The 25,554-nt window shown below is 56.8% G+C and carries 27 protein-coding genes; 10 read left to right on the top strand and 17 right to left on the bottom strand.

Translation table 11 applies throughout. The annotated features are described in order from the left end of the window. Positions 1–133: 133 nt before the first annotated feature. On the top strand, positions 134–1,093 hold the full coding sequence (locus tag LT85_RS13235) for an AraC family transcriptional regulator (protein WP_038489448.1): 960 nt from the start codon (positions 134–136) through the stop codon (positions 1,091–1,093). A gap of 8 nt (positions 1,094–1,101) precedes the next feature. Here LT85_RS13235 and LT85_RS13230 read toward each other — a convergent pair whose 3' ends face one another. From LT85_RS13230 to LT85_RS13190, 8 genes are all read right to left on the bottom strand, one after another. Next, positions 1,102–2,292, bottom strand: a complete 1,191-nt coding sequence (locus LT85_RS13230) for a low temperature requirement protein A (RefSeq protein ID WP_038489445.1) — start codon at positions 2,290–2,292, stop codon at positions 1,102–1,104. Positions 2,293–2,401: 109 nt separating this feature from the next. Next, positions 2,402–3,076, bottom strand: a complete 675-nt coding sequence (locus LT85_RS13225) for an acyl-homoserine-lactone synthase (protein WP_081992364.1) — start codon at positions 3,074–3,076, stop codon at positions 2,402–2,404. A gap of 165 nt (positions 3,077–3,241) precedes the next feature. Continuing rightward, a complete protein-coding gene (locus LT85_RS13220; protein ID WP_038489442.1) occupies positions 3,242–3,952 on the bottom strand; it encodes an autoinducer binding domain-containing protein in 711 nt (236 codons plus the stop codon). 335 nt (positions 3,953–4,287) lie between these two features. After that, the gene (gene dbpA, locus LT85_RS13210) at positions 4,288–5,667 is read right to left on the bottom strand and encodes an ATP-dependent RNA helicase DbpA (protein ID WP_038489436.1); all 1,380 of its coding nucleotides are present in this window, start codon (positions 5,665–5,667) and stop codon (positions 4,288–4,290) included. A gap of 82 nt (positions 5,668–5,749) precedes the next feature. Continuing rightward, positions 5,750–6,136 carry an SMU1112c/YaeR family gloxylase I-like metalloprotein gene (gene gloA2, locus LT85_RS13205; RefSeq protein ID WP_172656979.1) on the bottom strand — a complete coding sequence of 129 codons (387 nt, stop codon included), beginning with the start codon at positions 6,134–6,136 and terminating at the stop codon, positions 5,750–5,752. 72 nt (positions 6,137–6,208) lie between these two features. After that, positions 6,209–6,736, bottom strand: a complete 528-nt coding sequence (locus LT85_RS13200) for a chromate transporter (RefSeq protein ID WP_038489431.1) — start codon at positions 6,734–6,736, stop codon at positions 6,209–6,211. Further along, positions 6,733–7,305, bottom strand: a complete 573-nt coding sequence (locus LT85_RS13195) for a chromate transporter (protein ID WP_038489428.1) — start codon at positions 7,303–7,305, stop codon at positions 6,733–6,735. Before LT85_RS13195 ends, LT85_RS13200 begins: the two co-directional genes overlap by 4 nt. Positions 7,306–7,347: 42 nt before the next feature. Continuing rightward, positions 7,348–8,151, bottom strand: a complete 804-nt coding sequence (locus LT85_RS13190) for a methyltransferase domain-containing protein (protein ID WP_081992362.1) — start codon at positions 8,149–8,151, stop codon at positions 7,348–7,350. 181 nt (positions 8,152–8,332) lie between these two features. Between LT85_RS13190 and LT85_RS13185 the strand changes: the two genes are divergently transcribed. Beyond that, positions 8,333–9,223 carry a transcriptional regulator GcvA gene (locus LT85_RS13185; protein ID WP_038489423.1) on the top strand — a complete coding sequence of 297 codons (891 nt, stop codon included), beginning with the start codon at positions 8,333–8,335 and terminating at the stop codon, positions 9,221–9,223. Positions 9,224–9,250: 27 nt separating this feature from the next. On the opposite strand, the gene LT85_RS13180 is transcribed toward LT85_RS13185, so the two are convergent. Then, on the bottom strand, positions 9,251–10,330 hold the full coding sequence (locus LT85_RS13180) for an extracellular catalytic domain type 2 short-chain-length polyhydroxyalkanoate depolymerase (protein ID WP_052135154.1): 1,080 nt from the start codon (positions 10,328–10,330) through the stop codon (positions 9,251–9,253). Between the two features lie 203 nt (positions 10,331–10,533). Here LT85_RS13180 and LT85_RS13175 point away from each other — a divergent pair, with 203 nt between their 5' ends. Beyond that, complete coding sequence (locus LT85_RS13175; RefSeq protein WP_052135153.1) at positions 10,534–11,811, top strand: alpha/beta hydrolase; 1,278 nt, start codon at positions 10,534–10,536, stop codon at positions 11,809–11,811. Here LT85_RS13175 and LT85_RS13170 read toward each other — a convergent pair. From LT85_RS13170 to LT85_RS13160, 3 genes are read right to left on the bottom strand one after another with little or no spacing between them, the layout of a single operon-like run. After that, positions 11,808–12,455, bottom strand: coding sequence for a hypothetical protein (locus tag LT85_RS13170; RefSeq protein ID WP_038489420.1), 648 nt, complete (start codon positions 12,453–12,455; stop codon positions 11,808–11,810). The two genes, LT85_RS13175 and LT85_RS13170, sit on opposite strands and share 4 nt — an antisense overlap. After that, positions 12,452–13,423, bottom strand: a complete 972-nt coding sequence (locus LT85_RS13165; RefSeq protein WP_038489417.1) for an MlaD family protein — start codon at positions 13,421–13,423, stop codon at positions 12,452–12,454. Before LT85_RS13165 ends, LT85_RS13170 begins: the two co-directional genes overlap by 4 nt. Positions 13,424–13,432: 9 nt before the next feature. Next, positions 13,433–14,236, bottom strand: coding sequence for an ABC transporter permease (locus LT85_RS13160; RefSeq protein WP_038489414.1), 804 nt, complete (start codon positions 14,234–14,236; stop codon positions 13,433–13,435). A 169-nt stretch (positions 14,237–14,405) separates the two neighbouring features. Between LT85_RS13160 and LT85_RS13155 the strand changes: the two genes are divergently transcribed. Beyond that, entirely contained in the window at positions 14,406–14,903 is a 498-nt protein-coding gene (locus LT85_RS13155; RefSeq protein WP_038489412.1) for a DUF4019 domain-containing protein, read from the top strand. A 348-nt stretch (positions 14,904–15,251) separates the two neighbouring features. On the opposite strand, the gene LT85_RS13150 is transcribed toward LT85_RS13155, so the two are convergent. From LT85_RS13150 to LT85_RS13140, 3 genes are all read right to left on the bottom strand, one after another. Beyond that, positions 15,252–15,608: a hypothetical protein gene (locus LT85_RS13150; RefSeq protein ID WP_253273540.1), complete on the bottom strand. Its 357-nt coding sequence runs from the start codon at positions 15,606–15,608 to the stop codon at positions 15,252–15,254. 261 nt (positions 15,609–15,869) lie between these two features. Continuing rightward, on the bottom strand, positions 15,870–17,036 hold the full coding sequence (locus tag LT85_RS13145) for a tetratricopeptide repeat protein (RefSeq protein ID WP_038489407.1): 1,167 nt from the start codon (positions 17,034–17,036) through the stop codon (positions 15,870–15,872). A gap of 112 nt (positions 17,037–17,148) precedes the next feature. Continuing rightward, on the bottom strand, positions 17,149–17,589 hold the full coding sequence (locus LT85_RS13140) for a CBS domain-containing protein (protein ID WP_038489404.1): 441 nt from the start codon (positions 17,587–17,589) through the stop codon (positions 17,149–17,151). Positions 17,590–17,865: 276 nt separating this feature from the next. Between LT85_RS13140 and LT85_RS13135 the strand changes: the two genes are divergently transcribed. The 3 genes from LT85_RS13135 to LT85_RS13125 are packed head-to-tail and all read left to right on the top strand — an operon-like array spanning position 17,866 to position 19,774. Continuing rightward, the gene (locus LT85_RS13135; RefSeq protein ID WP_052135152.1) at positions 17,866–18,972 is read left to right on the top strand and encodes a sensor histidine kinase; all 1,107 of its coding nucleotides are present in this window, start codon (positions 17,866–17,868) and stop codon (positions 18,970–18,972) included. Positions 18,973–18,979: 7 nt separating this feature from the next. Beyond that, the gene (locus tag LT85_RS13130) at positions 18,980–19,345 is read left to right on the top strand and encodes a response regulator (RefSeq protein WP_052135151.1); all 366 of its coding nucleotides are present in this window, start codon (positions 18,980–18,982) and stop codon (positions 19,343–19,345) included. 51 nt (positions 19,346–19,396) lie between these two features. Beyond that, a complete protein-coding gene (locus tag LT85_RS13125) occupies positions 19,397–19,774 on the top strand; it encodes an Hpt domain-containing protein (protein WP_156117518.1) in 378 nt (125 codons plus the stop codon). Positions 19,775–19,787: 13 nt separating this feature from the next. Here the strand turns inward: LT85_RS13125 and LT85_RS13120 are convergent, their stop codons facing one another. Beyond that, positions 19,788–20,390 (bottom strand): phosphatase PAP2 family protein, encoded by a 603-nt coding sequence (locus LT85_RS13120; RefSeq protein WP_052135150.1) that lies wholly within the window; start codon positions 20,388–20,390, stop codon positions 19,788–19,790. Positions 20,391–20,463: 73 nt separating this feature from the next. Further along, complete coding sequence (locus tag LT85_RS13115) at positions 20,464–21,084, bottom strand: response regulator (RefSeq protein ID WP_038489398.1); 621 nt, start codon at positions 21,082–21,084, stop codon at positions 20,464–20,466. 495 nt (positions 21,085–21,579) lie between these two features. On the opposite strand from LT85_RS13115, the gene LT85_RS13110 reads away from it, so the two are divergent. Genes LT85_RS13110 through LT85_RS13100 form a run of 3 tightly spaced genes read left to right on the top strand, consistent with a single transcriptional unit; the run spans position 21,580 to position 25,474 of the window. Further along, positions 21,580–22,722, top strand: coding sequence for a polysaccharide biosynthesis/export family protein (locus tag LT85_RS13110; protein ID WP_052135149.1), 1,143 nt, complete (start codon positions 21,580–21,582; stop codon positions 22,720–22,722). After that, positions 22,719–23,201, top strand: a complete 483-nt coding sequence (locus LT85_RS13105) for a low molecular weight protein-tyrosine-phosphatase (RefSeq protein WP_052135148.1) — start codon at positions 22,719–22,721, stop codon at positions 23,199–23,201. Before LT85_RS13110 ends, LT85_RS13105 begins: the two co-directional genes overlap by 4 nt. Positions 23,202–23,227: 26 nt before the next feature. Then, on the top strand, positions 23,228–25,474 hold the full coding sequence (locus LT85_RS13100; RefSeq protein ID WP_052135147.1) for a polysaccharide biosynthesis tyrosine autokinase: 2,247 nt from the start codon (positions 23,228–23,230) through the stop codon (positions 25,472–25,474). The last annotated feature ends 80 nt before the right edge of the window (positions 25,475–25,554 follow it).

Genomic DNA, 25,554 nt, shown 5'->3' with positions numbered 1-25,554 from the left:
GTAGGCCGTGGCGACCAGGCGCGGATAGCCGGATCCCCGCAACTTCTTGCACAATCCTCCAAACCTGCATTCTGACGGCTCCAGTTTCGAACGAAAAATAGTAGACTCGGTTAAACGTTGCGAAAGGCAGAAAATGACCGAGTCAATAGCTATGCAGGACACCACACGTGGGCAGGGGCAGGAAGTCTCGCAGCAGCAGATCGAGCTTGCGCGGCTGATTGCGCAATACACCGCCACCGATGGCGTGCACCAGACGGCGATCGCCCCCCTCAATGTGGTGCGCTTGTCGCAGCCGACCTTGCCTAACCATGCCTTGCACAAGCCAGCCTTGTGTATCATTGCTCAAGGCCAGAAGCGCGTGCTGCTGGCAGATGAGGTGTATCTCTACAATTGCGCGCAATATCTGGTGGTGTCGGTCGATTTGCCGGTGATGGGACATGTGACGCAAGCTACGCCGGAGTTGCCTTACCTGTGCATACGGCTGGATCTGGATCCGCGAGATATCGGGGAAATGATCATGGCGGGAGAGCTGGGCATAAGGAAGCCTGAACCGCCGGCGCGTGGCATGTTCGTCAGCAAGGCCAATTCCAGCTTGCTGGATGCGGTGCTGCGCATGATGCGCCTGTTGGCCGAGCCGCAAGACATTCCCGTACTGGCGCCGCTGGCGATGCGAGAAATCTTGTATCGCTTGTTGCAGGACGAGCAGGGCGGCATGTTGCAGCAGATTGCGATGAACGACAGCCAGGCGCAGCAGGTGGTCAAGGCCATCGAACTGATCAAGCGTGACTACCGGCTGCCACTGCGTATCGAAAGCCTGGCGCGGGAGGCGAACATGAGTTCGTCCTCGCTGCACCATCATTTCAAGGCAGTCACGGCGATGACGCCTTTGCAATACCAGAAGCAATTGCGGTTGCAAGAGGCGCGTCGGCTGTTGTTCAGCGAGGTTGGCGACGCCGCCACTGCCGGCCATCTGGTCGGTTATGAAAGCCCGTCGCAGTTCAGCCGTGAATACAATCGTATGTTTGGCGCACCACCGGCGCGCGATGTAGCACGGTTACGCAGCGTCGGCCAGGCGCAAGTCAGTCCGGCGTAGTACGCTGGTTATTTCATCTGAGACGGGACGCCGTGACGGCCTTTGCGGCGAGAGACGCTTTCCTGAATCGCAGCAACAATCAGGATCACTGTGGTCAGGCCGGAAATCATCAGCTGGTCGGTAAGGTAGGCGAACGGTATTAGGATCGCCAGCGCCGCCAGGGCGATCATGTGGGAAAACGGGAACCAGCGATAGACCACTGTCTTGTAGATGCCATTGCCGAGCAGATAAACCATGGGACCGCCGATCAGCACCGCCAGCGACTTGGTGTCGATATGGCCGGCGGGATGTGCGATTGCAAGTTCGTTGCCGACAGCCGTGATGATCACGCCGGCGACGATGATCACGTGGGTGTAGTGGAAATAGGCGCCGATTCGTCCCGGATCGCTGGAAGTGACGATGGCTTCGGTGCCGGCTTGGCTGCTGGTGTCGAAGTAGATCCACCACATCGCCAGGCTGCCGAGGAAGGCTACCAGGAAGGCGATCAGGGTTGGCATATCCCAATTGGCCATATGCCCAATGGTGGCGCCGGTGACCAGGATCGATTCGCCCAGCGCCACGATCACGAACAACTGGCAGCGTTCCGCCATGTGGCCGCCTTCGATTGTCCAGTCTTGCGTCATGGAGCGGCCCATGCCGGGTAGCCACAGGCCGATCATCGGCGACAGGTATTCGCAGGCCACCGCCATGATCCAGAACAGCAGTCGGTATTCGCCGTCGGACAAGCCGCCGGCAATCCAGAAGCATCCCGAAATGCAGAGCCAGCCCAGCATGCGCTGGAAGTTCTTGCTGAGCGCATGCTGGCGGCCCAGGTGCAGTACTACAAACAACGTGCGGCCGATTTGCATGGTGGCGTAGCAAACCGCAAAAATCATACCGCGTTCGCCGAAGGCATCCGGCAATACCGCCGACATCACCAGGCTGACCAGCATGATGGCAAACAGCAGCAAGCGGATTGGCAGCGTCTCGGGATCGAACCAGTTGGTCACCCAGCAGGTGTATTGCCAGACCAGCCAGACGGCAAACCACAGCACCAGGGTTTGCAGGGCGCCTAGCGGAGTGAGGTTTTCCAGCAGGTGATGGGATAGCTGCGTGACGGCAAAGACATACACCAGGTCAAAGAACAGTTCGGCCGACAATACCTTGGCTTCATGGCCGTCGCGCGCTCGCAATAAATTGGCTTTGCCCCAGATGCCCATCGTTATTTCCCTTATTGTCAAACGCCAGTGCCAGACACTGGGACCAGTTATGGTCATTCACAATAAGGGAAGGTTCTGCCACGTGTCAATTGCGGTGGCGCGCCCGCTATCAAGCCTCCGAGGTGGCTGGTTGTGCACTGCGCGTGGTCTGCCAATGGGAATGTTCCGGCTTGCGCAAGGTTGTCTGGTGATTGAAAAACGGCTGTTCGCCGAACAGGGGCGCGGGACTTTTTTGTACTTCAATCAGGCAGGCAAACAGGGCATGGCCGTCTATCGTCATCGGCGGCGCCATGCGTTGCGTAACGAAGCCGCCTCTGCGCAACCAGCGCTCCATGCCTATCGGTGAGACTGTGACCAGGCGCTTGGCGCCGAGCCGGGCAGCACAGGCGATCGCGGCCTGCAGCAGCTTGACGGCGATCGATGACGATACCTGGTCGAGAACCGTATCGCTCTTCTTGTTGAAATCCATGGCGGCGAAACGCGATAATTCCCAGATGTCGGGGGTGCATGGCGGCGTAGCGCCTTTCAGCAGTTGCGGAAATACTTCTCCTAGCAGATACGGCTGGCTGGTCGGCAGCAGGCGGCCGCAGCCTATTACTTCGCAGTCCTCGTCAAGCGCCACCACATAGATGGTGCCCGCATGATCAAACTGGTCCAGTTCGATGCCTTCTTTCGTATCCAGATTCCAACCCAGGGTTTCCACGAACACTTTGTGGCGATAACTGCATACCTTAGAAAATAGATCATTTGGTAGCTCGGAAGCGCTCCCGGTAATGACTTTCATCACTGATGTCCTTGATAAATGTGTATGAATTAATTTTCAGGCGTATGAGGGGGGAAACGTAACTGTAAAGGTTTACAGGTGCACAGACAGGCGCGACCTGTGCATATCGACAGGCGAAAAAAATCCGGCCAGGCCGGATTGGGGTGAAACGGGCTCCCGATGCAACTATAGGATGCCGAGCATGGCGGCCTTGATGGCCGCTGCTGTCTTGTTGGTCGCGTTAAGTTTTTTCAAGGTGTTCGAAATATGAAAATTCACCGTGCGATCAGAGATATGCATGATTTCGCTCACCTCGCTCGAGGTTTTGCCATCTGCCGTCCAGCGCAGTACTTCAATTTCCCGCGTAGTCAGCTGGGTGTCGGCTTCCGGCATGTGTTTCTCGATCAGCAGCGACGACAGGCCTTCATGGGCAACATCGACCAGCCATGACAGGCGGTGCGAGATTTCACGCAGCTCCTTGCGCGATACATGGTCGTCCGAGCGCGACAGGTTGAGCAGGCCGCAAATTCCCTTGGCATCATGGCGGGATTGCGCCCAGCCTGCATGCAAGCCGTGCGAACGAGCGTCTTCCCAGAATGACCGGTTGCTGGCAATGTTCTGGTCGGACCAGATCATCGGCAAGGAGGAGTGCCGGCCATGGTGGACGGTAGGGTCGACCTTTTCATACAGCTCTTGGTTGTAGCGCTGTCGCCAGCTTGACGGATAGTTGTTCAGACTGACCACCTTGGGCTGGGCCACGGGCCAGGGCAGACGCATATCGTAAGCACAGAAATCGAAGCCCAGTTGCTTGACGACTCCTGATAGCGAGTTAAAAAGGATGGGCGCGGTTTTTGCGCTCAACAGCGACTGCATTTGTTGCTCTTGCCAATCATGCATACCTGCACTCCCGTAAAAAATGTGCGTTTTTCATGGAAGGAAAGTCTTTTCTCATGCTGCAGGACGGCCAGCTTTTATCAGGAAAGGACAATTGCTTTCTTGATTCGCCGAACCCTGCAACATCACATCAGCTAGCATTTGGATGCCTTTTTTGGCTTCAGTTGCGTGACACGGGCCTCGGATTTCCGCGTCCGCAAAAAAGTTTCCAAGTAGAAATTTAACACACAATGAGTTATTGTGGACATATATGAAAAAGAGTGCACATTCAAAAATAATTGCCGATATGACCATTTGTCCGGGTTAACTGGATTGCCGCTATCCGCCAGCGCCCGAACTTAAATGAAGCGCATCTTGAAATTCTTGCCCTTGATATTACCATTGCTTAACTTGGAAAATGCCTGTTTGGCAATGCGGCGATCCAGTGCAACATAGGTGACAAACTCAAAGACGCTGATTTTGCCTACCTGCTCCTTGCTCAGGCCGACGTCCCCGGTCAGGGCGCCAAGCAGATCGCCCGGGCGCAACTTGTCTTTTTTGCCGCCCATGATGCACAAGGTCAGCATCGGTGCAGTCAATGGCTCACCGTAGGCCGGCTCCAGGTCAGTCAGATCGAACCAGTTGACAGGTCCTTGCTGGTAGTCCTCGATCAGCTTGACCCATTTCTTTTCATTCGGCGCACACAGGCTCAGCGCCAAGCCGCGATCCTGGCCACGGCCGGTACGGCCGATGCGATGGATGTGGACCTCAGTGTCCTTGGAAACGTCGACATTGATCACTGCGCCCAAGGTCTGGATATCCAGCCCGCGGGCAGCGACGTCGGTCGCCACCAGCACCGAACAGCTCTGGTTGGCGAAACGCACCAGGATTTCGTCGCGCTCACGTTGTTCCAGTTCGCCGTACAACGCCAGTGCGCTGAAACCTTGCGCGCGCAACTCATCGGCCAGCTCGCGGCAATGGATCTTGGTGTTGCAAAAGGCAATCGTCGAGACCGGCTTGTAATGGTTCAGCAGTTGCGCCACGGCGGCGTTGCGGCCTTCGTAGGAAACTTCGTAAAAGCGCTGCTCGATACGGCCTTCATCATGCTGCGCTTCAACTTTGACTTCTACCGCATCGCGCAGGAATTCAGCGCTGGCCTTGCGGATATCGTCAGGATACGTTGCCGAAAAGAGCAGGGTCTGGCGGCGTGCCGGGCAGGCGCTGACGATGCCGGAGATTTCTTCGTAGAAGCCCATGTCGACCATGCGGTCAGCTTCATCCAGCACCAGCGTTTGCACCGTGCCCAGGTTAATGCTGCCGCGGCCGATATGGTCACGGATACGGCCCGGGGTGCCGACGATGATGTGTGCGCCGTGTTCCAGCGAGCCGATCTGCGGTCCCATCGGGGTGCCGCCGCACAAAGTAAGGACCTTGACGTTGTCGGCAAAGCGCGCCAGCCTGCGCAGCTCTTTGGCGACTTGGTCGGCCAGCTCGCGCGTCGGGCACAGCACCAGCGCCTGGATCGCGAAGTAACTGGGATTGAGTTTATGCAAGATACCGATGCCGAAAGCCGCAGTCTTGCCGCTGCCGGTCTTGGCCTGGGCGATCAGGTCGCGCCGCTCCAGGATCACCGGCAGGCTTTGCGCCTGGATCGCGGTCATCTCATGGTAGCCAAGGCTATCCAGGTTGCTGAGTAGCGCCGGCGCCAGCGGGAGATTGTTGAAAGAAGTGGTTTTCATGTAGGTCGCCAGCTTAAAAGGGACGCAAGTCTAACAGGTGGGCTGGCATACGGCCAGTGTGGAGGATGTTGTTGTCAAAAAGCTATTTCTCATAAAGCTCCAGCGGCAAGCCGTCGGGATCGGCAAAAAACGTAAAACGCTTGCCGGTAAATTCGTCGGTCCGGATGTCTTCTACTGTAATCTCGTGGCTGCGCAATTCTTTTGCCGCAGCGTCAACATCGGGCACTCGGAACGCCAGATGCCGCAAGCCGCAAGCTTCTGGCCGGCTGACGCGTGGCGGCGGCGAGGGGAAGGAGAACAGTTCGATCTGGACCCCGTCCGGCGTGCACAAGTCGAGTTTGTAGGAATCGCGCTGTTCGCGATAGGTTTCGGCGACGATGGCCAAGCCTAGCAATTCAGTATAAAACCGTTTGGAGCGCGGGTAATCGGAGGCGATGATGGCGACGTGATGGATGCCGGAAATGTGCATGTGCAGTCAGGGAAATAGTGAGCAATGGTGAACATCGGTGATCTGCCCATACTATACCCTGTGACCTGCCATTTATTGACCAAATCCGCTCAGACCCAGCAAGGCTCCCGCTGCCAGCACCCACAGCGGATGTACTTTGCTTTTGAACGTGATCAGCGCACAGGTCCCGGCGATCAGCGTCAGGCCCCATGTGTGGATTGACGCTTCGGTTATCAGCGAAGCGCTGGCCGCCACCAGGCCGACCGTCATCGGCACCAGCCCGGCTTGCACAGTGGCGCGCCAAGGCTTGTCCTTGAAGCGCTGCCACAGATGCAGCACGACCCCTGTCAGCAATGAAGAGGGGCCGAATTTGGCCAGTGTGGTGACCAGCACGCCAGGCCAGCCGGCCACATGCCAGCCGACCAGCGTCACTATCATCATGTTCGGCCCCGGTGCGGCTTGCGCCAGCGCGAACATGGCGCTGAAATCTTGCGCCGACATCCAATGGTGGATATCGACCACCTGCCTTTGCATTTCCGGCAAGATGGTATTGCCGCCGCCGAAAGCCAGCAATGATAGTTGGCTGAAAATAGCTGCCAGAGAAATTAATGTGGCGCTCATGATGGCAGCTTCCAGGTCAGCAGCACGCTGAGCGGCGCCAGCACCAGCATGGTTGGAAGCAAGGGCAGCCGCAGCAGGGCGATGGCGACGAAAAACAGGCCGGCGACGAGCAGCGGCACCGGCTTTCTCAACAGCGGCAGCAGCATCTTTAAGCCCATTGAAATCAGCAAGCCGGAGGCGGCGGCCGCCAGGCCGGCAAACAGATGTTGTATCTGTGCGTCGTTCTGGAAGTGCTGGTAGATCACACCCAGGCCGATCACGATCGCTGAAGGCGCCGCAATCAGCCCCAGCAGCGAGGCGAGGGCGCCGGGCACGCCGCGAAACTGCAAGCCGATCGCCACTGCCAGGTTGATGATATTGCCGCCTGGGAGAAACTGGCAGAGGCCGAGCAATTCCGTGAATTGCTCGGGATTGAGCCAGCGGCGCTGCTCGACAATCATGCGCCGCGCCAGCGGCAGCACGCCACCGAAGCCGATCAGGCCTAGCGAAAGGAAGCCGATGAATAATTCGCGGGTGGTCGGCGTTGCGTTGACCGTGCTTGTGTCGCTGAGGAGTGTTTCGGTAGTCATGATTGGCGTCTGGTTCGGTTGCTGAGACGGTTGCTGCGGTGCTTAAACGTGGGCGACAATGAACAGCCGTTTGAATGGCAGCAGCGTGATGCCGTTTTCGCGTTGCGGGTAAGCCGTACGCATCTTCTCCGCATACGCGGCGCGGAAGTCCTCGCGCCGGTCATCCGGTATGGCCTCCAGGTAAGGCCTTAAACTGGTGCCGGCGGCCCAGTTGGTGACTGCATCGTCGCCGCGCAGCGTGTGCAGGTAAGTGGTTTCCCAGATATCGAGCATGGCGCTGCGTGCGCGCAACATGTCGTAATAGTCCTCCGTGCTCAGGATTCCCGGTTGCTGCCTTATTTTGCTCAGATAAGGCGCGAACGCTGGTGATTGCGCCAGTTCCACCTGCATTTGCCGCAACGGCGCATCTTGCATGGCCGGCATTTGCAGGGCCAGCCAACCGCCGGGCCGCAGGAACGACAACAAGCGCGGAAGCAGGGTGGGGTGGTCGGGAAGCCATTGCAAGGTCGCGTTCGAATAGATTACATCCAGCAAGTTATCCGGCTGCCATTGATTGAGGTCAGCCTGGAGGAAGCGGCATTCCGGCACTGCTGCAGAGGCCGCCGCCAGCATATTGGCGGAGCTGTCGACGCCGAGTACGTCGGCGGCCGGCCAGCGGGCTTTCAATAACGCCGAGACGTTGCCGGTGCCGCAACCGAGATCGACCACATGCCGGGGCTCTTGCTCGGGAATATATGCCAGCAGATCGAGCGCCGGCCGCAGGCGTTCATTGCCGAAGCGCATATATTGTTGAGCATCCCACATGTCTTTATTTGAGTCGGAAGGCGTTGCTGTCGAAGTAGTCATGTTGGTTCCTAGTATTTGTCACAAGGCGATGTGTCAGGATTAACGTGAGCCGGTTCAGCTTAAATTTGTCGCCAAGGCTGAAGGACCAGTGAAAATTGATTCGATAGACGCATGTTACAGAAATTTTAAGATGGTACAAATCGACTTTTTTACCGGCAGCTTGTGATTTATAATCACAAGCATGTCTCGTACACTTCCTCCTCTGCAAGCGCTGCGTGCCTTCGAAGCCGCTGCCCGTTTTGAAAACTTCTCGGCTGCGGGCGAAGAACTCCATGTGACCCATGGCGCGGTCAGCCGTCAGGTGGCTTCGCTCGAAGCCTGGCTCGGCATGCGGGTATTCCATCGTATCGGCAAAAGGGTGCAGCTGACCGAAGACGGCCGCCGCTACCTGCTTACGGTGCAGGCGGCTTTCGATAATATCGCCACTGCCACCAAGCTGTTGCGTGAATCCGGTACGGTACGCGTGCTGCATATCAATGCCTTGTCAACGTTCGCCATGCGCTGGCTGTTGCCGCGCCTGAGCGGCTTCCAGCGCTTGTATCCGGGAGTGGAGCTGAAGTTGTCTACCTCTACCTCGCAACAGCCGTTGGGCGGAGCGGGAGAACAGTTCGATGTCGCCATCCGCCGCGGTCCCGGCCACTGGCCAAATTGCGAATACGGGGAGTTCCTGGAAGAGAGCGAGTTGCCGGTTTGCAGTCCGGCGCTGCTGGCTAGGGCGCCGATCCGGGTTGTCGGGGATCTCGCGGCACATACCTTGTTGCATTCGGATACCCGCCCGGATGCCTGGCCGAAATGGCTGGCGGCGGCGGAAATGGCGCCAGCCTTGTTCAAGAAAAAACAATCATTCGATCATTTCTACCTGACCTTGCAGGCCGCTATCGACGGCCTCGGGGTGGCGCTCGGTCCATTGCCGTTGATTACCGATGAGCTTGCCAGCGGCCGTCTGGTAACGCCTCTGGCGGAGCCCGTGATACGCGCCAGAAGCTACTGGTGGATAGTGGCGCGGCACCAGGCCGATCAGCCGTTGATCAAGCATTTTTGCGAATGGCTGCAGCAAGAAGCGAAACGTTGACGGTGCCGGTTCCTGCTGTACCAGCGTTTACGGCTTCGACGTCAATCTGGCTATCATTGCGCTCACCGCCGCCATTTGCGGACCGGCCTTTTGTGCATAGTTTGCGCCGGTATAACCCCACCAGTCCCAACAGTCTTGCGGATTGAATGGCGCGACCGATGCATTCACCTGCGGATATAAAACCACAATATTGTTGCTGTCGGCCCAGCTGTTGTAACTGGTCTTCTGATAAAAATCGTTGCCGACCGTTTTCGCCGACTGCGTACAGCCGTGGAACGCCACATGGATCTTGCATGCGCTTCCTTGCCTGCAGGCTTGTGGGATATAGGCGAAGGCCTCATCCGCCATGCCGGTTTCGGCGCTGGCGAATTCACTTTGCTTGAAAGCGATGAGTTGTCCGCCCAGATTGTTCGACGGCGGTTTCAACCGGCCGTAAATGTGTTGCAGCAACGCACCCGGCTGATCGTAGTTTTGCCCGCCAACCGAGCAATGACTGATATAGGGAGCGGCATTGGCGCCGCAGTCGTTGCCGAACGATGGTGTAATCAGGGCATGACCGGCCGGCAGCTGGTTCAGGTACAAGAGACTGGCATCTGGCACGCCGGCCTGTTTGAAAAAGGCAACAGCGCTATCGACGGCCTTTTGCAGCACCAGCGTATCCTTGGTGCCGCTGAACAGGTAGATACGCCGTTTGCGCAAATTTCCGACCGCGTCGATCAGTCCGAGCGCTGCAAAATCCTTAGCCGCAGCCAGCATGAGCGCCGGCTCTGGCGCAACGCCGGGAACCTGTCCCATGCAGATATTGGCATTGAGCAGGTTGCCGGCGGCACAGTAGTAGGGGCCGCCGGCGACCACCCCGGCGCCGATCACCGAAGCCGAATAGGCAACCTGATACTGGACGGCCATGAACGCGCCCGACGACAGGCCGGACACCGATGTCTGGAGCGGATCTGCCGCGAGCGCGGGCAACGGCACGGCGACCAGTTTCGAATCGGCCCGGGCGCGCCCACTGCAGGCGACGATCACGAGTAATAGTGCGGCAACAGCTAGAAATGCGCCGGGCCGCAAGGTGCTTCGCGGTTTCCCGCAATCATTGATGTTTCCCATTGCACTACCTCTTTGTGTGACCATCGTTTCGGATTGGATGCGGTACTTTATGAAATTTGTCTTCTAGATAAGATGTTCAAATTTGGATGGCAGCATAAATTGTATGAGTTGCATGGATAGCATTCCCCACATAGTGATGCATAATGGAAACATCCGTGTTGGATTCAGAGCGGATATATAAAAAATAAATGAGGAGACGATTCATGCGTTTTATTCAACTGATCCGGAAGTCAACATTGTTTGGAGTTGCATCACTCAGCCTGGCCCTGGCCGCTTGCGGCGGCAGTGACGATGCGCTGACGCCGCAGTCGCAGGCGTTTACCGCTGATGGCGGCGTTTCCGCGTTCTATCGATGGAACGGGACAATCCCGAGTACGCCAGGCGTATTGCTGCAGCAGGAGCCGTTGCCGGCGACCCAGGTGTTGCCTAATGCTGCACAGGGTATCCGGATTTTGTATAGCTCGACCGACGGTGACGACGGCAAGACTGCGAACTATGTTTCCGGTGACTTGCAACTGCCTAAAGGCCAGCCGCCAGTTGGCGGCTGGCCGGTGATTGCGTGGTCGCACGGCACCGTCGGTGTGGCCGACATTTGTGCGCCGTCATGGACCGGGCGCGATTCGCGCGATGTTGATTATCTGGACGCCTGGCTGGCGCAAGGCTATGCCGTGGTGTCTACCGATTATCAAGGGCTGGGGACGCCCGGCCTGCATCCGTATCTGCATGCGCGCGCGGAAGCCTACAGCGTGCTGGACAGCGTCCGCGCGGTCATCAAGAATTTCCCGCAACTTTCCAGTTCCGTGGTGATAGTAGGGCAGTCGCAGGGCGCACAGGGAGCCATCGCTACCGCCGCCTATGCACCTGCCTATGCGCCAGAGCTGAAACTGCTGGGGACGGTTGCTACCGGCGTGCCGTATCAGCTGGAAAGCGTGTTGGCCTATCTGAACGCGCTGACGGCGCAGGTTCCGACTACCGGCTTCACGTCCGTCCTGGGTACGCTTGAAGCCTATGCCTGGCTGGGATACGCCACTGCAGAAAGGGTGGTCCCGAATTTCCTGCTGTCGGATCACCTGACGGTCAAAGGCAAGGCGTTTTACGCGGTGGTGGCGAGCCAATGCCTGGGGCCGATCGAGGACAACATCAACCAGAACAAATTGGTGACTTCCGACGTGTTCAACGCTGATGTGACCACCTGGGCTACGCAGACCCTGCAATACTCAAACTATCCTACGGTCAAGTTCGCGGCCCCTGTATTTGTTGGCACAGGCACCCTGGATACGGATATTCCTACGGCGGTCCAGTATCTGTTCGCAAAAGATGCTTGCGCCGCCGGCAGCACTATCGAGCAGCATTACTATGCGGGCCAGACCCACGATAGTACGGTGCTGGCGTCACTGGTGGATTCACAACCCTTCGTGCAGAAATTGTTCGCCGGCCAGCCGATTACTTCGAACTGCGCCGCGCTGACGCCACCGCCCTAATGCGCCGGTTTGGCTACCAGGTCCATGCGCCGCTGCAGCCGCGCCTGGGCATCGGCGTCGCCTGCGGCTTTGGCCCGTTGCGACTGCACGCCCAGCCAGGCCAGCAAGGGACGGCGCCAGCCCTGGGCCGAGGCGGTTTCGGTCGCCGTCGCGATATCTGCAGGCGTCAGCCGGCCGCTTTGCAAGAGTGCGCCAGCGGCCACCAATTGTGATAACGGATCAGAGATTTCTCCCAACCCGCCAGTACTCACCACGGTTCTGTGTTGCGGCGGCAGCAAGCCGGCATCCAGGCCTTGCCATTGGCCGTTCAGGTAAGCGGCATAGCTGCGCTCGCCGACGTCGGCATCTTGCGCCAGCGGCTGGAAGCCGGCGCAGTTGTCGAACTCCAGGCTGGCGACGCGTGTAGCGCAGCGCGTCAGTTCGACCCGGGCTACCAGGTCAGGCCGGCCGGTACTGGCGACGGCGTTGCGGGCTCGGGCAAATTCCACATCGGCGACACGGGTGTCGCCAGTGAGGTAAGCCGATGAAAAGCTTTGCAGCGAACTGTAGGCATTGCCTTGCCAGTCAGGTTGCGGCGGCTGGCTGCTGCATGCGCTTAGCGTCAGGGTGAACAGGCCCAGCAGATAGCAATAGGAAATTTTCATGGCAGTTTGAGCTCTGTATTACGGGCGAAAGGCCATTTGCGATTGATTTCATCCACCAGTTGCGTCACTTTGCGCAAGCTGGCGTCGACTTCGGCGCGCAGCGCACCCAGGTCGTTGCTGGCGATGCGGGCATTGCTGCCTACCGCCTGTGCCTCCGCCAGCACGGCGTCGACTTTCTTCAAGCTGTTGCGGGCGTCGCTCAACACGCCGTTGAGCTGGACGATTGCGGCTTGTGCGTCGTCCATCACGCCAGGCTTGCCGCCAGGTTGGCCGAAAACGCGCTGGTCGGCCTTGGTCAGCAGGGCGTTGACGCGATCCAGTGTGGCGATGATTTTCTTGGCGTTTTCATCGCCGCCCAGTGCGCCGCCGAGTACGCCATACTGGCCATTCAGCCTGCCGGTCACCGCTTGTACGTTGGCCAGGCTGGTGCTCAGGCTGGAATCGGCGGCGGTGATGGTTTGGAGGTTTTCCAGCAATTCGCGGGCGGTCGCTACCAGTCGCGGAATTTCCGCGGCGGTATCGCCGCGCAGGACCGTGCGTTCCGAATCGGGCGGCAGCAGCGGATCGTCCAGCACGCCGCTGAAGGCACGAATCCGGGTATCGCCGACCAGTCCGCGTTCCAGTGTGAAAACGCTGGAAGTACGCAGCCAGCTGGCGTCTTTGCGCGGCACGTCGATCAGGATGCGGGCTTTGCCGTCCGGGCCCAGATCGATGCGCTGCACGCGGCCGATCGGGAAACCGGAGAAAGTCAGGTCCATGCCGACCAGTACGCCCTCGGAATCGTCGGAGATCAGCACCAGTCGCTGGGTGCTTTCAAAGACGCCGCGCGCGTACATCACATACAGCACGAAGCCGCAGACCAGCGCGGCCATCAGGGCCAGCAACAGCATTGCCTTGAATTCGACATGGGCCGGCGGCTGAACAGGAGGAGAAGAGTCGGGAGCGGAAGAGTCAGGAACAGGCATCATATTTTTTGCTCAAATGTATTTCACTGCCAATGCCCCGACCTCGATCAGGACCAGCACAAACAGCAGCCGCGTTGCACCTGGCTGCAAAGTGGAGGAAAGATTGACGTTGCGGCGTGCGCCTTCCAGGATCGCCGCTACCGGAATTACGGCGACCGCCATCCCGAATAGCAGCGTTTTTAACGCAAAACCGATCGTTACCACCGGATCGAAGACACGGCCGACGGTGCGCGTATAGTCAAGCAAACCCCACGGCGTCATTCCATAGACGTTCACGTAAGCCAGCAGCAGTACGATCATGCCGCTTACCGTGGCCAGGGTCGCCACCGAGAAGGCGCTGGCGATCACGCGCGGAACAAGGTCCAACTGCAATTGCACAATGTCGAACTTTGCCGAGTTTTGCGCCGCCACGGCAGTGGCTAGCGGCGAGCCAGCGGTATTGAACGCCAGCCCCGCGCGCAGCGCCACGAACAGGGCGGCGGACAACGGAATCAGTTCAAGCACCAATACCCGCACCACCATTTCCAGCGCATAACGCGACAGGCCGTAGCTGAGGGCAGTGATGATCACGATCCGGATCAGCACCAGGCTCAGCAAGGTCGACAGCAAGGTGAACCAAGGCAGGATTTGCCAAGTGCTGGTGTAGATGTATTTATAGGTGGTGCTGCGATTGGCGCGATGATAGGTCGATGGGGAAAATCCCATCACCAGCGCGATGCCAGTCAATTGCAGCGTGGACCACCAACTGCTTGCGGCGCGCATGAATGCCACAGCCCATTGTTCAGGTTTCAGGTAGCGGGAAGAAGTTGGATGCATGTGTTCCATGATAACGCAGCAGCTATGGCAACGGTCCCAGAGATTTAATCGGTAGACAATCTCCGGCCTGGACTGCGGAGATAACTGGTGCCGTTGGATAAAGGATAATTCGTTTATGATAAGGCTGTCCGTTCGTTCCCGGGCTTCATTTTACTGATTGGAGAGAAAAATGATGACACTGTCATTGCTGAAAAAAATCTCTGGCGTCGCCGGATTCGCGATGATTGGCCTGTTGGCCGTCAATCCTGCGCAAGCCCAGTCAAACGCATCGATCGACGCCGCCGTCGCCACTGCTTCGACTTGGGTTGCACTGGCTGACAGCAATCAAACCGAGCGCATGTGGTCGTCAAGCGGGCCAACCATGCAAAAAAGCATCAGCAAGGAAGACTGGCTGAAATACCTGGCAACGGTAAAGACGGAATTGGGAGCTTTAACCAACCGCCACTGGGAACAGATCGTTCATGTCACCAACCCGGCTGATTTGCCACCTGGCGAATATCTGAATGTCGCTTTTGCCTCGCGTTTCGTTAACGCGCCGGCGGTAGAGAAAGTCTCGCTGGTGCAATCTTCAGGCAAATGGATACCGATAGGCTACGTGATTACAAAATTCGTGCCCGCGCCTGCTGCGCCTCCAGCGCCGGCTCCAGCTGCTGCTGCGCCCAAATAAACGGAGCGAGAGAGCGGGAGGTCGGGATACGCAGAGTTAGCCCGATCTGCCGCTTTTGCTTTTTCATTGGATATTTGTCCGATGCCAAAAATCAGAATTCTTGGCCGGATAATCGGATCATCATTTCGCCGATGTCGAAAGTTCTTGCGGCAGGCGGCGCCATTTGCGGCGCAATTTTTTGAAGAGAAAAAATGCCGCGGCCCGCAAGTCGAAACGCTACAGCAGCCTGCCGATTTGCAATGCGGTTCGACTACGTTGGACCAGCGGCGAGACAGTCGCGAGCATAAACAATAAATAGCCCGCATAGACAATCATCGGTGCCGCCGGCGCCAACGCTTCATCTGGTCATCAGGCTGCGCCGCGGTAAGAGCTGATATCTGGGGTAACCCGCTGCGGTCCCTGCAACTGGACGGATGGTTTTTGCCTTTGCGTATCGGCGACTTTTTCTACGCCGTCTGCGCTAATGGCTTCAAGGAAAGACAACACGTTACGGTAATAATCAACGCGCATTTCCGCTTCGAGCAATTGTCGTTCCGCTTGATACAAGGCAAGGCGGGTATCGCGAAGTTCATTTTCAGCCAGCTTTTCAGGCGTCAAAATATACTTCGTCGCCAGTCTGTTAAGCCATCCCATGTCGGCACCTCTTATGTATGGAGACGATTTGATCTTAAATCGTTCTGTACTCGGAAAGCTGATATTTGACATGATTTAACTATATTGTTGCGCAATTTCCACGCGTATATTTACGGGGAACAACAATAAATAACTTGCGGGAAAATATTCTGGAAAAATCAAGAGCGGTACCGCACATATGCGTGCGATTTGCGAGCCGTCGCGCGAATTTGTCACGCGGATTCAATGCATCATCAATTAAAAACAATCGTCATTGCAAATTTGGTTGCGTTGCGCTAATTCGTCCCGTGGCCATCGGACAAGATGCATCAGGTCTCACCGATTGAACGTCATTCAGTGCACCAGCAGTGGGGCATGGTAAGACTTGACGCGATCAAGCTTGGCCGCATACAGGTCATGATCATTGCGGGTCGTGCTGTTCTCCATCGCGATGCTTAAATGCTTTGCCGCCTGATCGATTTCTCCCAGCCGCAGACAGGCGATGCCCATCCAATATTGGAATTCGTGATAATACGGATCGCGTTGAATTTCCTTCGCGAATTGCAATTTTGCGGTCTTGTAGTCTCCCGCCCGCATCGCCACCATGCCCTGGTTGAATGCCTGGAACGGAGCTTCCGGCTGCAGGTGTGTCAGCTTCGCGCTCAGCGCGTTTGCCTCGCCGCTCCGTCCCAGATCGTTGAGGACATCGATCAGGTTGGATATGACGACGGTATTGTCCGGTTCGCGTTCAAGCACTTGCGCGAAGCTGCGCTCGGCCTGCTGGAGATTGCCGTGTCGCTCGTAGACCACACCCAGCGTATTGTATGAGGCAAGGAATGTGGGATCTTGCCGGATGGCTTCGCGCGCCCACCAGTAGGCATCATCCAGCTGATGCGAGGCCAGCGCTTCGGCGGCCTGGTTATTCATGTACATGGCGACGATGGTGTTTTCGCCGATATCCCGCCGGTCTTGTCCGGAAATTTCTTCCGGCGGCAGGAAATCAATAGTCAGCAAGCTGCTTTGGTCGAAGCGCGTACGGACGTCTGACAATTTTTTCCCGAGCGTGAGATTGACGTGTCCGCTCGCAAAATAGATATTTTCATTGCGCGTCCAGGATTGATCGATCAATACCCGCTGGTACTGGATGGGTAGTTCCAGTTCCTTGGCGAAAGCGGCGGTCATGATCACCAGCGACAGGCAATTGCCGGCGCGGGCTTCGAAGGTTTGTGCCGCATTGCGGGTGCGCTCGGAGTTGTAATCAAGTTTCAGCTGTTTTTTGTTGTACAAGGCGTCGAACAACCCCTGTTGCAAACCTTTGGTGTGCATCTGATAGGTCATTTCCTCGCTTTTCAGATACTGTTTCATGGCCGGGCTGAGCGCGAACACATCATCGACGCTGATGCGTTGCGAGGAAGCGGCGAATAGCTGATCGCTGAACAGGTTATCGGCCCGCGGCGCCTGTGGCGCAGAGATGCAAGAGGCCAGTATCAGGCAGAAAGGCAGCACTACCCAGTTTTTCATCTGAAGCCACCTATGAAATAAAGGCAATTCAGTATCGAGGCACACTCTGCAGTATAGGGGCACACTCTGCGTGCCGCCAGTCCTTACCTTTGCCTGATGTACTCAGGCGCACTCAGGCTGGATGCCCCATGATGTAATGTTCCAGCTGCTGAATGATGAACTGCTGTTCGGAGATCAGGTCTTTGACCAGGTCGCCGATGGAAATCAGGCCGACCAGCTTGCCGTCGTCAAGGATTGGCAGATGGCGCAAGCGATTCTCGGTCATCAACGCCATGCATTGTTCATTGGTGTCCTGCGGACGCACATACATGACCGAGCCGGTCATGATGTCGCTGACTGAAGTATCGGTCGACGAACGCCCTTTGAGTATCATCTTGCGGGCATAGTCGCGCTCAGTGACGATGCCGACAATTTCGCCTCCTACCGTCACCAGTAGCGCGCCGACGCTATGGTCAGACATCATCTTGATGGCGTCAAACACCTTGGCTTCAGGAGCGATGGTGTAAATAGCCTGGTTCTGCTTGCCCTTGAGAATTTGTGCGACGGTTTTCATCTGCGAGTCCCTTCAGCCTAACCTTGCATGAATGTTTCCCGGGTGTTCTTAAGTGAGAAAGTAGCCCTTTCGTATGCAAATTGCAAGGCTCTTCTGCGGGGCGCCGGCCATTGGCAGCCACTGACAATTCTAACAGTACAAAGAGGCTGGCTATTCCACTAATATTGCATTAAGGAAATTTAATTTAACCGACCGCCTGACGACGACCTGTGGCAGCACTGCACTGTCACGCCAGGGCGCTATCGCTCACAACCGCAGGTTTCACTATTTTTGAACATGGATTCGGTGGCTGCCTTGCGCTTTACTGCTGTACTGAAAAAAATACGTAACGCATTTACCGCAATGATCGCGCAGCGCAAATCAGATATGCGCCTGGCGATCTTTCTGTTCGCCACTGCGTTGATCGCCAGCATATGGGCGCTGACGTTATATGACGGTATTGAATATGACGGCATTGAGCGCGAATTCGCAAGCCAGGAGTCTGTGGTTAACCGGCAGGCGGCTTCGACTGATGCGGAGCAGGTCGCTATGCTTGATGCAACGCAGTCCGCTGGTCACCGGCTGGTGCACCAGCGGCGCGTCTATGGCATGGCGATGTTTGCCACAGGTGTGGTGTTGATATTCACCATGTTTATTTTGTTCCTGACAAATGGATTGATCAGGACGCGCCGCGCCGCAGCATTTTCGAATCAAGCGAAGTCGCAGTTCCTGGCCAACGTATCGCACGAGTTGCGAACGCCCCTGAACGGCATTTTGGGTTACGCCGAGTTGTTGCGGGAGGATTTAGCAGGAACTGACGAATGGCATTTCGCCCAGGCGATTCATGACAGCGGTACGCATCTGTTATTGCTGGTTAATTCCGTGCTGGATCTGGAACGCATCGCGGCAGGGAAAATGGAAGTATTCCTCGCAATGGAAAATCTGCGCGATCTGATGCAGCAGATTGTTGCGGGACATGCTTCCACGGCAATGCGGAAAAATATCGGTTTGCGGCTGGCGCTGAGCCCCGGCTTGCCGCATGAAATTGCCTGTGACCGCAGCAAAATCGTCAGGGTGCTCAACAATTTAATCCACAACGCCGTGAAATATACCAATCAAGGCGCGGTGACCGTACGGGTTTTTCCAAGCGGAGGCGTCCTGAAATTCAAAGTGATCGACACCGGTGAAGGCATTCCTGCCAGTTTTCAGAGTGCTATTTTCGAAAAATTCACTCAGGTGGACGGATCAGACTTGCGCTCGCAGGCGGGGAGCGGAATGGGCCTGGCGCTGGCCAAGGAGCTGGTGAAATGCATGGGGGGCACGATTGGCGTGCAGTCGCGTCCTGAACGAGGCTCCATATTTACTTTTACATTGCCGATGCAGCCAGCGCAGACACACAGGTGAAGGTACGATGAAAAACATACTGGTAGTGGACGACAATCCACTGAACAGCAACCTGGCCAAGGTGATCTTGACCCGGGCCGGCTATTCGGTGCATGTTCTTACCTGTGCTTCAGAGGCGCTGCACTACCTGAACAAAAATATTGTGGATGTCATTTTGACTGACATCGGCATGCGAGATATCAATGGCAAAGAATTTTGTCACATCGTCAAGAGCCGCCTTAATCCGTGTGCGCCGCGTGTGGTCGCGTATACCGCGTTCGCCATGGAGGAGGAACTGGCGTCGTTCAGGGCGGCTGGCTTCGACGCCATCGTGGTCAAGCCGGCATCGCGCGTGCAGATATTGGCGGCGGTGGATCCTGACTATGCGTTTTGAATATTCTCCCTGCTGCTCCAGCGATGCGTAGCGATATAAGGAAGCCCGGTCATGTTATCCCGCGCTTGTAGCCACTTTAGTCCCGAGATGTTCTTGAGGCACGCTTATCACGATAGCGCCGTCTGCGCGGAACTGTGCACGCTGTTCCTGCAGGTAGCAGGAGAGCAATTTGCGCGGCTGGAATCAGCGGTGCAAGCCGGGAACGTGGCCGCAACCACGCACGAATGCCATGCCCTCAAAGGTTCTTTGCTGATTTCCGGCGCGCATGCGGCAATCGGCATACTGGATCATATCGATGCCGAATTCAACCGACAGAAACTGGCGTGTGGATCGGTCCGTTTTGCAGAATTGAAAACCGAGATTGCCCTGACGATGGAAGATGTCAGGAATTTTCTCGCCCGAAGCGAACGGCCGGCCGCGCAGTGTTGACGACATGCTTGTGTTAATCCGGTCTGCGGCTTCTGATTTGTGCCGCAGCGGCAGGGTGACCCGAGAGCAGTTGGGCGGCATCGTCGATCAGACGCTGGGTCGGTATGGGCTTGGTGAATGACGCTGCCAACAACATGGCAAAACTGGTGGCGATCAGGACGCGATTGAATTCAGGTTTAGGCAGATTTTCAGCGCTGTGCACAAAGGCAAGGCAGACGGCGCTTCCGAGCAGCCAGCCGCTGAGCGCTTCGCTTATCGAATGGAACTGCAAAAGCACGCGCGAAACGCTGATCAGTGTGGCCAGGCACATCCCCAGCAATACAGCCCACCAGCGGGCTGCAGGAGCCTTGGGCAGCAGCGCAAGATAGAAAATGACCGGGATAATTGCAGCCGAGCGCATTGCGTGGCCGCTGAAGCCAGTGAAGTCGATCGCCTCTATGCCGATGCCCCAGCCGACAAATGCGATCTTTGATGCCGCGACCAGGATCAGGCCGCCGGCAAACAGCAGGCACCAATAGAGAAACAGGCGACGGGCGTCGCCGGTGATCAGCCATATCGCAATCGCGACGGCTGCCGGAAGCATGACATTACTGCTACCGATTTTGGTGATTTGCATCCATGTAAGCATAGGGATCACCGCCCGGGATATGGCGGGAAATACCGGTTTCCTGATGTGCGGCGATGCAGGATCATGCGCCTGCGTTCAGGCGGCTTTGGCGTGCCTTGCGCGCAGCGCAGCCACGCAAGAAGCCGCGCAGTTCTTCGAATACGATAGGTTTTTGAAAATACAGCACCTCATCCGGCAAGCCGCCGCGTGCTTCGAGGGCGTCTCTGCCAAGTGTGGTCAGGATGGCGATGTCGATATGCCGGAGTTCAGGTTTGGAGAGCACTGTTTTGACGATCTCATAGCCATCGATGCCTTCCATGACGATATCGAGCAGCAGGATATCGTATTTGCGCTGGGCGATCTCCATCAGCGCCTGGTAGCCGTTTTCACAGAAACTGATGTCGAGCGGAATATCCCAGGAAGAAATCTGCTTTTCATACACCTTCCGCTGCAGGGCATTGTCTTCAACAATCAAGGCGCTGAGCGTTGAAGACAATGAGCCTTTGTCTTCCAGCAGGTCGCTGCGCTCCGCCTTGAGTGCATCCACCGCCTCGCGCGGGATGCGTCGGTGTCCGCCCTGGGTCTTCCAGGCAACCAGGATTCCGCGTTCTACAAGTTGCTGGACTGAGGTGACGGAAATCCCCAGCAGGCGGGCGGCTTCTTGCGTCGTGACATCGCTTTGATTGAGTTTCACTGCTGGCATCGGGTAATTGATTCGGTTAAGTATTTTATCAAACTATGAAATGCCGATCATCCATAGCGGCGAATGGTTTTCGTGATTCCAGTTGCAATGAGCCCTCGCGCGCCAACCAAAGGCGCCAACCTGAATAACCGGTCCCAGGCCTCAGGCGACTCGCGCTCGCACACATAGTAAGTCCTCTGCGCTTGCCGCAACAACATATCAATGCTTGCAAGACATGCCTGGCAGCATTGGTCGCGGAATTCGTCTTGTTCGTCCGGCAAACGTTTTGGTGCAATGCAATTAAAAATCTCTATTAAATTCAATTTTAATTTGTTATATTTGGCAATGTAACGAATATATTGTTTTTGGTGATTTTATTTATTCCTTCCTGAACAGGCAAATGCTTCAGGCAAGGAGGCCGTCCATCCAAAGCTCATGTGCCAGGGGAAATTTCGTTTCCGATACCCCCGGTATTTTTCCCGGCGATTGCCGGGTGATTTTTACGTGTGGGTTCAATTGAATAAAACAATCGTCCTGTTACTCCTGTCCTTAGCGCTGAGCGGCTGCGCGCTGGCGCCCGGGATGCGATTCGATGCGCAGGGGGCGATTGATGCCACCGATCCGGATTCCAGGCCTGTGGTCAAGCCGATTACGCTCAAGCTGGTGCAGCAAGAGCGCGCTGAACGCTTGCAGCAGGCACAAGCCAACATGTCGTATTACCAGGCCTTGCTTGAAAAACCCGAACCCTATCGGATCGGCGTGGCTGACGTCCTGTCCATCATCGTTTGGGATCACCCCGAGCTGGTGGTGCCGAACCTGACCTACACGATCGGCGCCAGCGGCGCCGAAATAGCCAACGTCGGCCTCGCCGCGCAGACGCTGCCTGGCTATGCGGTGGGCAACGACGGCAATGTGCAGTTTCCCTACGTCGGCAGGTTCAAGGCCGGCGGCCTGACAGAGCCCGAAGCGCAGCAGCAATTGATGGCTTTATTGAAGAAATATATCCGCGATCCGCAAATTACCTTGCGCGTGATCGGCTATCGCAGCCGGAAAATTTATGTGGATGGCGAGGTGCGCAGCGCCGGCGTCAAGGCGATTACCGACGTACCGATGTCACTGGCGGAGGCGCTCAACCAGGCCGGCGGTATCAGTCCGTCCGGCGATCCCAGCCGTATCACGCTGACGCGTGACGCCAAAAACTATCGGATCAGCATTCCAGAATTGGCGGAGCACGGAATCAGTCCTTCCAAAATACTCTTGCAGAACGAAGATTTGCTGCGGGTCACGCCGCTGACCGACAACCAGATCATGGTAGCGGGTGAGGTGAGGGATCCGCGAGGAGTACCGTTGCGCAGCAATGGCCGCCTTACCTTGAGCGATGCGCTGAGCCAGGTCGGCGGCGTGCTGGCGGAAACCAGCGATCCGAGCGCGATCTACGTGGTGCGCGCGGCGCCCGACGGCACCATGCCGGAAATCTTCCATCTGGACAGTAAGTCGCCGGTGAGCCTGGCGCTGGCAGAAAATTTCGAGCTGCAAGCCAAGGACATCGTGTACGTCGACGCCCCGGGGCTGGTGCGTTTCAGCCGCATCATGGCGCTCTTCATCGGCAGTTCGACCAATGCGGTCAACTACCGGAATGCCGTGGACAAGAACAATTGATCAAATCCATCCTTATCGTTTGCATCGGCAATATCTGCCGCTGTCCCATGGCGGTAGCGACGTTCGCCCGGAAATTGCCCGGCGTGCAGATGAGCTCGGCCGGCATCTATGCCGTCGCCGGCGCGCCGGCCGACCCTTTCTCCGTAGAGCTGATGCGCCAGCGCGGGATCGATATCACAGCACACCGTGGGCAGCAATTACGGGCCTGGCACTGCGAGTCGGCAGATTTGATCCTGGTCATGGACAAGCTGCAGAAGCAGTTCATTGAAAAACATTACCCCACCACCCGCGGCAAGTTGTTTCGTCTTGGGGAGTATGGCCAGTTCGATATCTTCGACCCGCATCAACAGTCGCGCGGTGAGTTTGAACGCTGTTTAACGTTGATCGATCGAGGTGTCGACGAATGGGTGGCGCGGATAGTGGCAAGCCGGTCGCCGCATTCGTCATTGCGCCACGGCCCGGTACAGACCGCTGATTGACAAACCATATCATCACGAATTTATCAATGACCAAACTTACGCAGCCACTGCACATTACCGCAGGCAAGGACGACGAGCTGGATCTCGCGGCATTGCTCGATGTACTGGTCGACAATCGTCGGATGATCGCTATCGTGACCAGTGTTTTCTTCTTGATCGGAGCACTCTATGCGTTTCTGGGTACGCCGGTGTATCAGGCCGATATCCTGGTCCAGGTCGAAGACAATTCTGCCAGCGCCGCGGCCAGCAATATGCTGGCCGACATGTCGTCTATGTTTGATGTCAAATCGACTGCGGCTGCAGAGATTGAAATACTCGGTTCACGTCTGGTGGTTTCGCGCTCGGTAGACGCCTTGCATCTGTTTATCGATCAGAACCCGAAATACTTCCCTCTGATTGGCGGCTGGATTGCGCGCCACAATAAAAAATTATCGACCCCCGGATTGTTCGGCTTTGGCGGCTACGTATGGGGTAACGAGAGCATGGATGCGGACATTTTCAATGTGCCGCAGGTACTCGAAGAGAAAAAATTCAAACTCGAAGTGCTGTCGCGAGGGCGCTATCGGCTCACTAGCGGAGAATTCGATAATGTGTTTGAAGGCAGCGTCGGCAAGCTGGAAAAATTTACGGTTGAGGATGGCGATCTTACGCTAAGAGTCGCCAATATCAATGCCCGGCCCGGGGCAGTGTTCAGATTGGTTCGCAATGCAAGATTGAAAACCATCCTCGACCTGCAAGACCAATTGGTGATTGTTGAAAAAGGCAAGCAGTCGGGTGTGATCGGCGCCACCTGGGAGGGACCGGACGCGCGGATCGTGAGCGAAACACTGAACCAGATCGGCCAGCAATATGTGCGGCAAAACATCGAACGCAAATCCGCCGAGGCAGCCAAATCGCTGGATTTTTTGAACGAGCAGATACCAGAACTGAAAAACGAACTGGAGCTTGCGGAAGACCGGTATAACGCCCTGCGCAACAAACTCGGCAGCATCAGCATGAGCGATGAAGGCGCAATGGTGCTGAAAAAAGCAGTGGACACGCAAACCGAGCTGCTGGAACTCAAGCAGAAGCGCAAGGATCTGGCTATGCGCTTTGCCGAGTCGCATCCATCCTTGAAGGCGGTCGATGCACAAATCCAGGCCTTGAACGGCGAACAGGGAAAAGTCAACGGCCTGATCAAGCGTTTTCCAAACAATGAGCAGGATGTACTGCGGTTGACGCGCGATGTCACCGTCAACACCACGCTGTATACCGGGCTGCTCAGCAATATCGAACAGTTGAAGCTGGTCAAAGCCGGCAAGATCGGTAATGTACGGCTGGTCGATGTCGCCGCCTTGCCGGAAATTCCAGTCAAACCGAAAAAGCTGATCGTGCTGCCGGTTGCCTTGCTGCTCGGCTTGTTCGGCAGCATAACGGCGGCTTTTGTCCGCAACATGTTGTTTAGCGGAGTGACTGACGCCAACGAGATCGAGCAGCATACCGGCCTGAGCGTCTATTCGACGATTCCTCGCAGCGACGCACAGCTGGCGCTGAGCAGGCAGGCGAGAACCAGGCCGCACGAAGTGTCTTTGCTAGCGGTGGCGCAATCCAACGACCTGGCGATAGAAAGCCTGCGCAGCCTGCGTACCGCGCTGCAGTTCGCCATGCTGGAAGCAAAAAATAATATTGTGCTGCTGACCGGCCCGGCGCCTGGCGTCGGTAAATCGTTTATCGCGGCAAACCTGTCTGCGGTGGTGGCGTCGTCAGGCAAACGCGTGCTCCTGATCGACGCCGACTTGCGCAAGGGGCACCTGAATGAATATTTCGGCTTCGAACGCGACGGTGGCTTGTCTGAACTTGTGTCTGGCACCTTGTCCGTGTCGATTGCTATACACAAGGACGTCGTCGCGGGCCTGGATTTCATGTCGACCGGAAAATTGCCGCCCAATCCGGCAGAACTGCTCATGGCGCGTAGCGTCGGCGAGATGCTGCAAACCGTGGCCCGGCAGTATGACATCGTCATTATCGATTCGCCGCCGGTGCTTGCGGTGGCAGATCCGGCGATTCTGGCCGAGTTTTCCGGCACGACCTTTCTGGTGGCCCGCTCCGGCGTCACGAAAATCGGGGAGATCCTGGAAACGGCAAGACGTCTGGTGCAAAACGGCGCGCACCCGAAAGGCGTCTTGTTCAATGGCCTGGATCCCAATGTCGGCAGATATCGCTACGGCTCCAAATATGGGAGCTATCGCTATACCGCCTATTCATACAAGAAAGGCAAACCTCTCACTACCTGAAAGCCCCGCGAACCGGGGAGGGAAGGCATGAGAACAATGCTCGCTTAGCCGTTCTTTCTCCCAGGTTTCTACCGGCGTCA

It is taken from the genome of Collimonas arenae, from assembly GCF_000786695.1.
GTDB lineage: Bacteria > Pseudomonadota > Gammaproteobacteria > Burkholderiales > Burkholderiaceae_D > Collimonas > Collimonas arenae_A.
The sequence above is the reverse complement of the archived record's forward strand: the minus strand, read 5'-3'. Positions and strand labels throughout refer to the sequence as shown.

Coding starts and splice junctions, on each gene's coding strand:
- LT85_RS13235 (WP_038489448.1), top strand. CDS start 134: ATGACCGAGTCAATAGCTATGCAGGACACCACACGTGGGCAGGGGCAG.
- LT85_RS13230 (WP_038489445.1), bottom strand. CDS start 2,292: ATGGGCATCTGGGGCAAAGCCAATTTATTGCGAGCGCGCGACGGCCAT.
- LT85_RS13225 (WP_081992364.1), bottom strand. CDS start 3,076: ATGAAAGTCATTACCGGGAGCGCTTCCGAGCTACCAAATGATCTATTT.
- LT85_RS13220 (WP_038489442.1), bottom strand. CDS start 3,952: ATGCATGATTGGCAAGAGCAACAAATGCAGTCGCTGTTGAGCGCAAAA.
- dbpA (WP_038489436.1), bottom strand. CDS start 5,667: ATGAAAACCACTTCTTTCAACAATCTCCCGCTGGCGCCGGCGCTACTC.
- gloA2 (WP_172656979.1), bottom strand. CDS start 6,136: ATGCACATTTCCGGCATCCATCACGTCGCCATCATCGCCTCCGATTAC.
- LT85_RS13200 (WP_038489431.1), bottom strand. CDS start 6,736: ATGAGCGCCACATTAATTTCTCTGGCAGCTATTTTCAGCCAACTATCA.
- LT85_RS13195 (WP_038489428.1), bottom strand. CDS start 7,305: ATGACTACCGAAACACTCCTCAGCGACACAAGCACGGTCAACGCAACG.
- LT85_RS13190 (WP_081992362.1), bottom strand. CDS start 8,151: ATGACTACTTCGACAGCAACGCCTTCCGACTCAAATAAAGACATGTGG.
- LT85_RS13185 (WP_038489423.1), top strand. CDS start 8,333: ATGTCTCGTACACTTCCTCCTCTGCAAGCGCTGCGTGCCTTCGAAGCC.
- LT85_RS13180 (WP_052135154.1), bottom strand. CDS start 10,330: ATGGGAAACATCAATGATTGCGGGAAACCGCGAAGCACCTTGCGGCCC.
- LT85_RS13175 (WP_052135153.1), top strand. CDS start 10,534: ATGCGTTTTATTCAACTGATCCGGAAGTCAACATTGTTTGGAGTTGCA.
- LT85_RS13170 (WP_038489420.1), bottom strand. CDS start 12,455: ATGAAAATTTCCTATTGCTATCTGCTGGGCCTGTTCACCCTGACGCTA.
- LT85_RS13165 (WP_038489417.1), bottom strand. CDS start 13,423: ATGATGCCTGTTCCTGACTCTTCCGCTCCCGACTCTTCTCCTCCTGTT.
- LT85_RS13160 (WP_038489414.1), bottom strand. CDS start 14,236: ATGCATCCAACTTCTTCCCGCTACCTGAAACCTGAACAATGGGCTGTG.
- LT85_RS13155 (WP_038489412.1), top strand. CDS start 14,406: ATGATGACACTGTCATTGCTGAAAAAAATCTCTGGCGTCGCCGGATTC.
- LT85_RS13150 (WP_253273540.1), bottom strand. CDS start 15,608: ATGTCAAATATCAGCTTTCCGAGTACAGAACGATTTAAGATCAAATCG.
- LT85_RS13145 (WP_038489407.1), bottom strand. CDS start 17,036: ATGAAAAACTGGGTAGTGCTGCCTTTCTGCCTGATACTGGCCTCTTGC.
- LT85_RS13140 (WP_038489404.1), bottom strand. CDS start 17,589: ATGAAAACCGTCGCACAAATTCTCAAGGGCAAGCAGAACCAGGCTATT.
- LT85_RS13135 (WP_052135152.1), top strand. CDS start 17,866: ATGGATTCGGTGGCTGCCTTGCGCTTTACTGCTGTACTGAAAAAAATA.
- LT85_RS13130 (WP_052135151.1), top strand. CDS start 18,980: ATGAAAAACATACTGGTAGTGGACGACAATCCACTGAACAGCAACCTG.
- LT85_RS13125 (WP_156117518.1), top strand. CDS start 19,397: ATGTTATCCCGCGCTTGTAGCCACTTTAGTCCCGAGATGTTCTTGAGG.
- LT85_RS13120 (WP_052135150.1), bottom strand. CDS start 20,390: ATGCAAATCACCAAAATCGGTAGCAGTAATGTCATGCTTCCGGCAGCC.
- LT85_RS13115 (WP_038489398.1), bottom strand. CDS start 21,084: ATGCCAGCAGTGAAACTCAATCAAAGCGATGTCACGACGCAAGAAGCC.
- LT85_RS13100 (WP_052135147.1), top strand. CDS start 23,228: ATGACCAAACTTACGCAGCCACTGCACATTACCGCAGGCAAGGACGAC.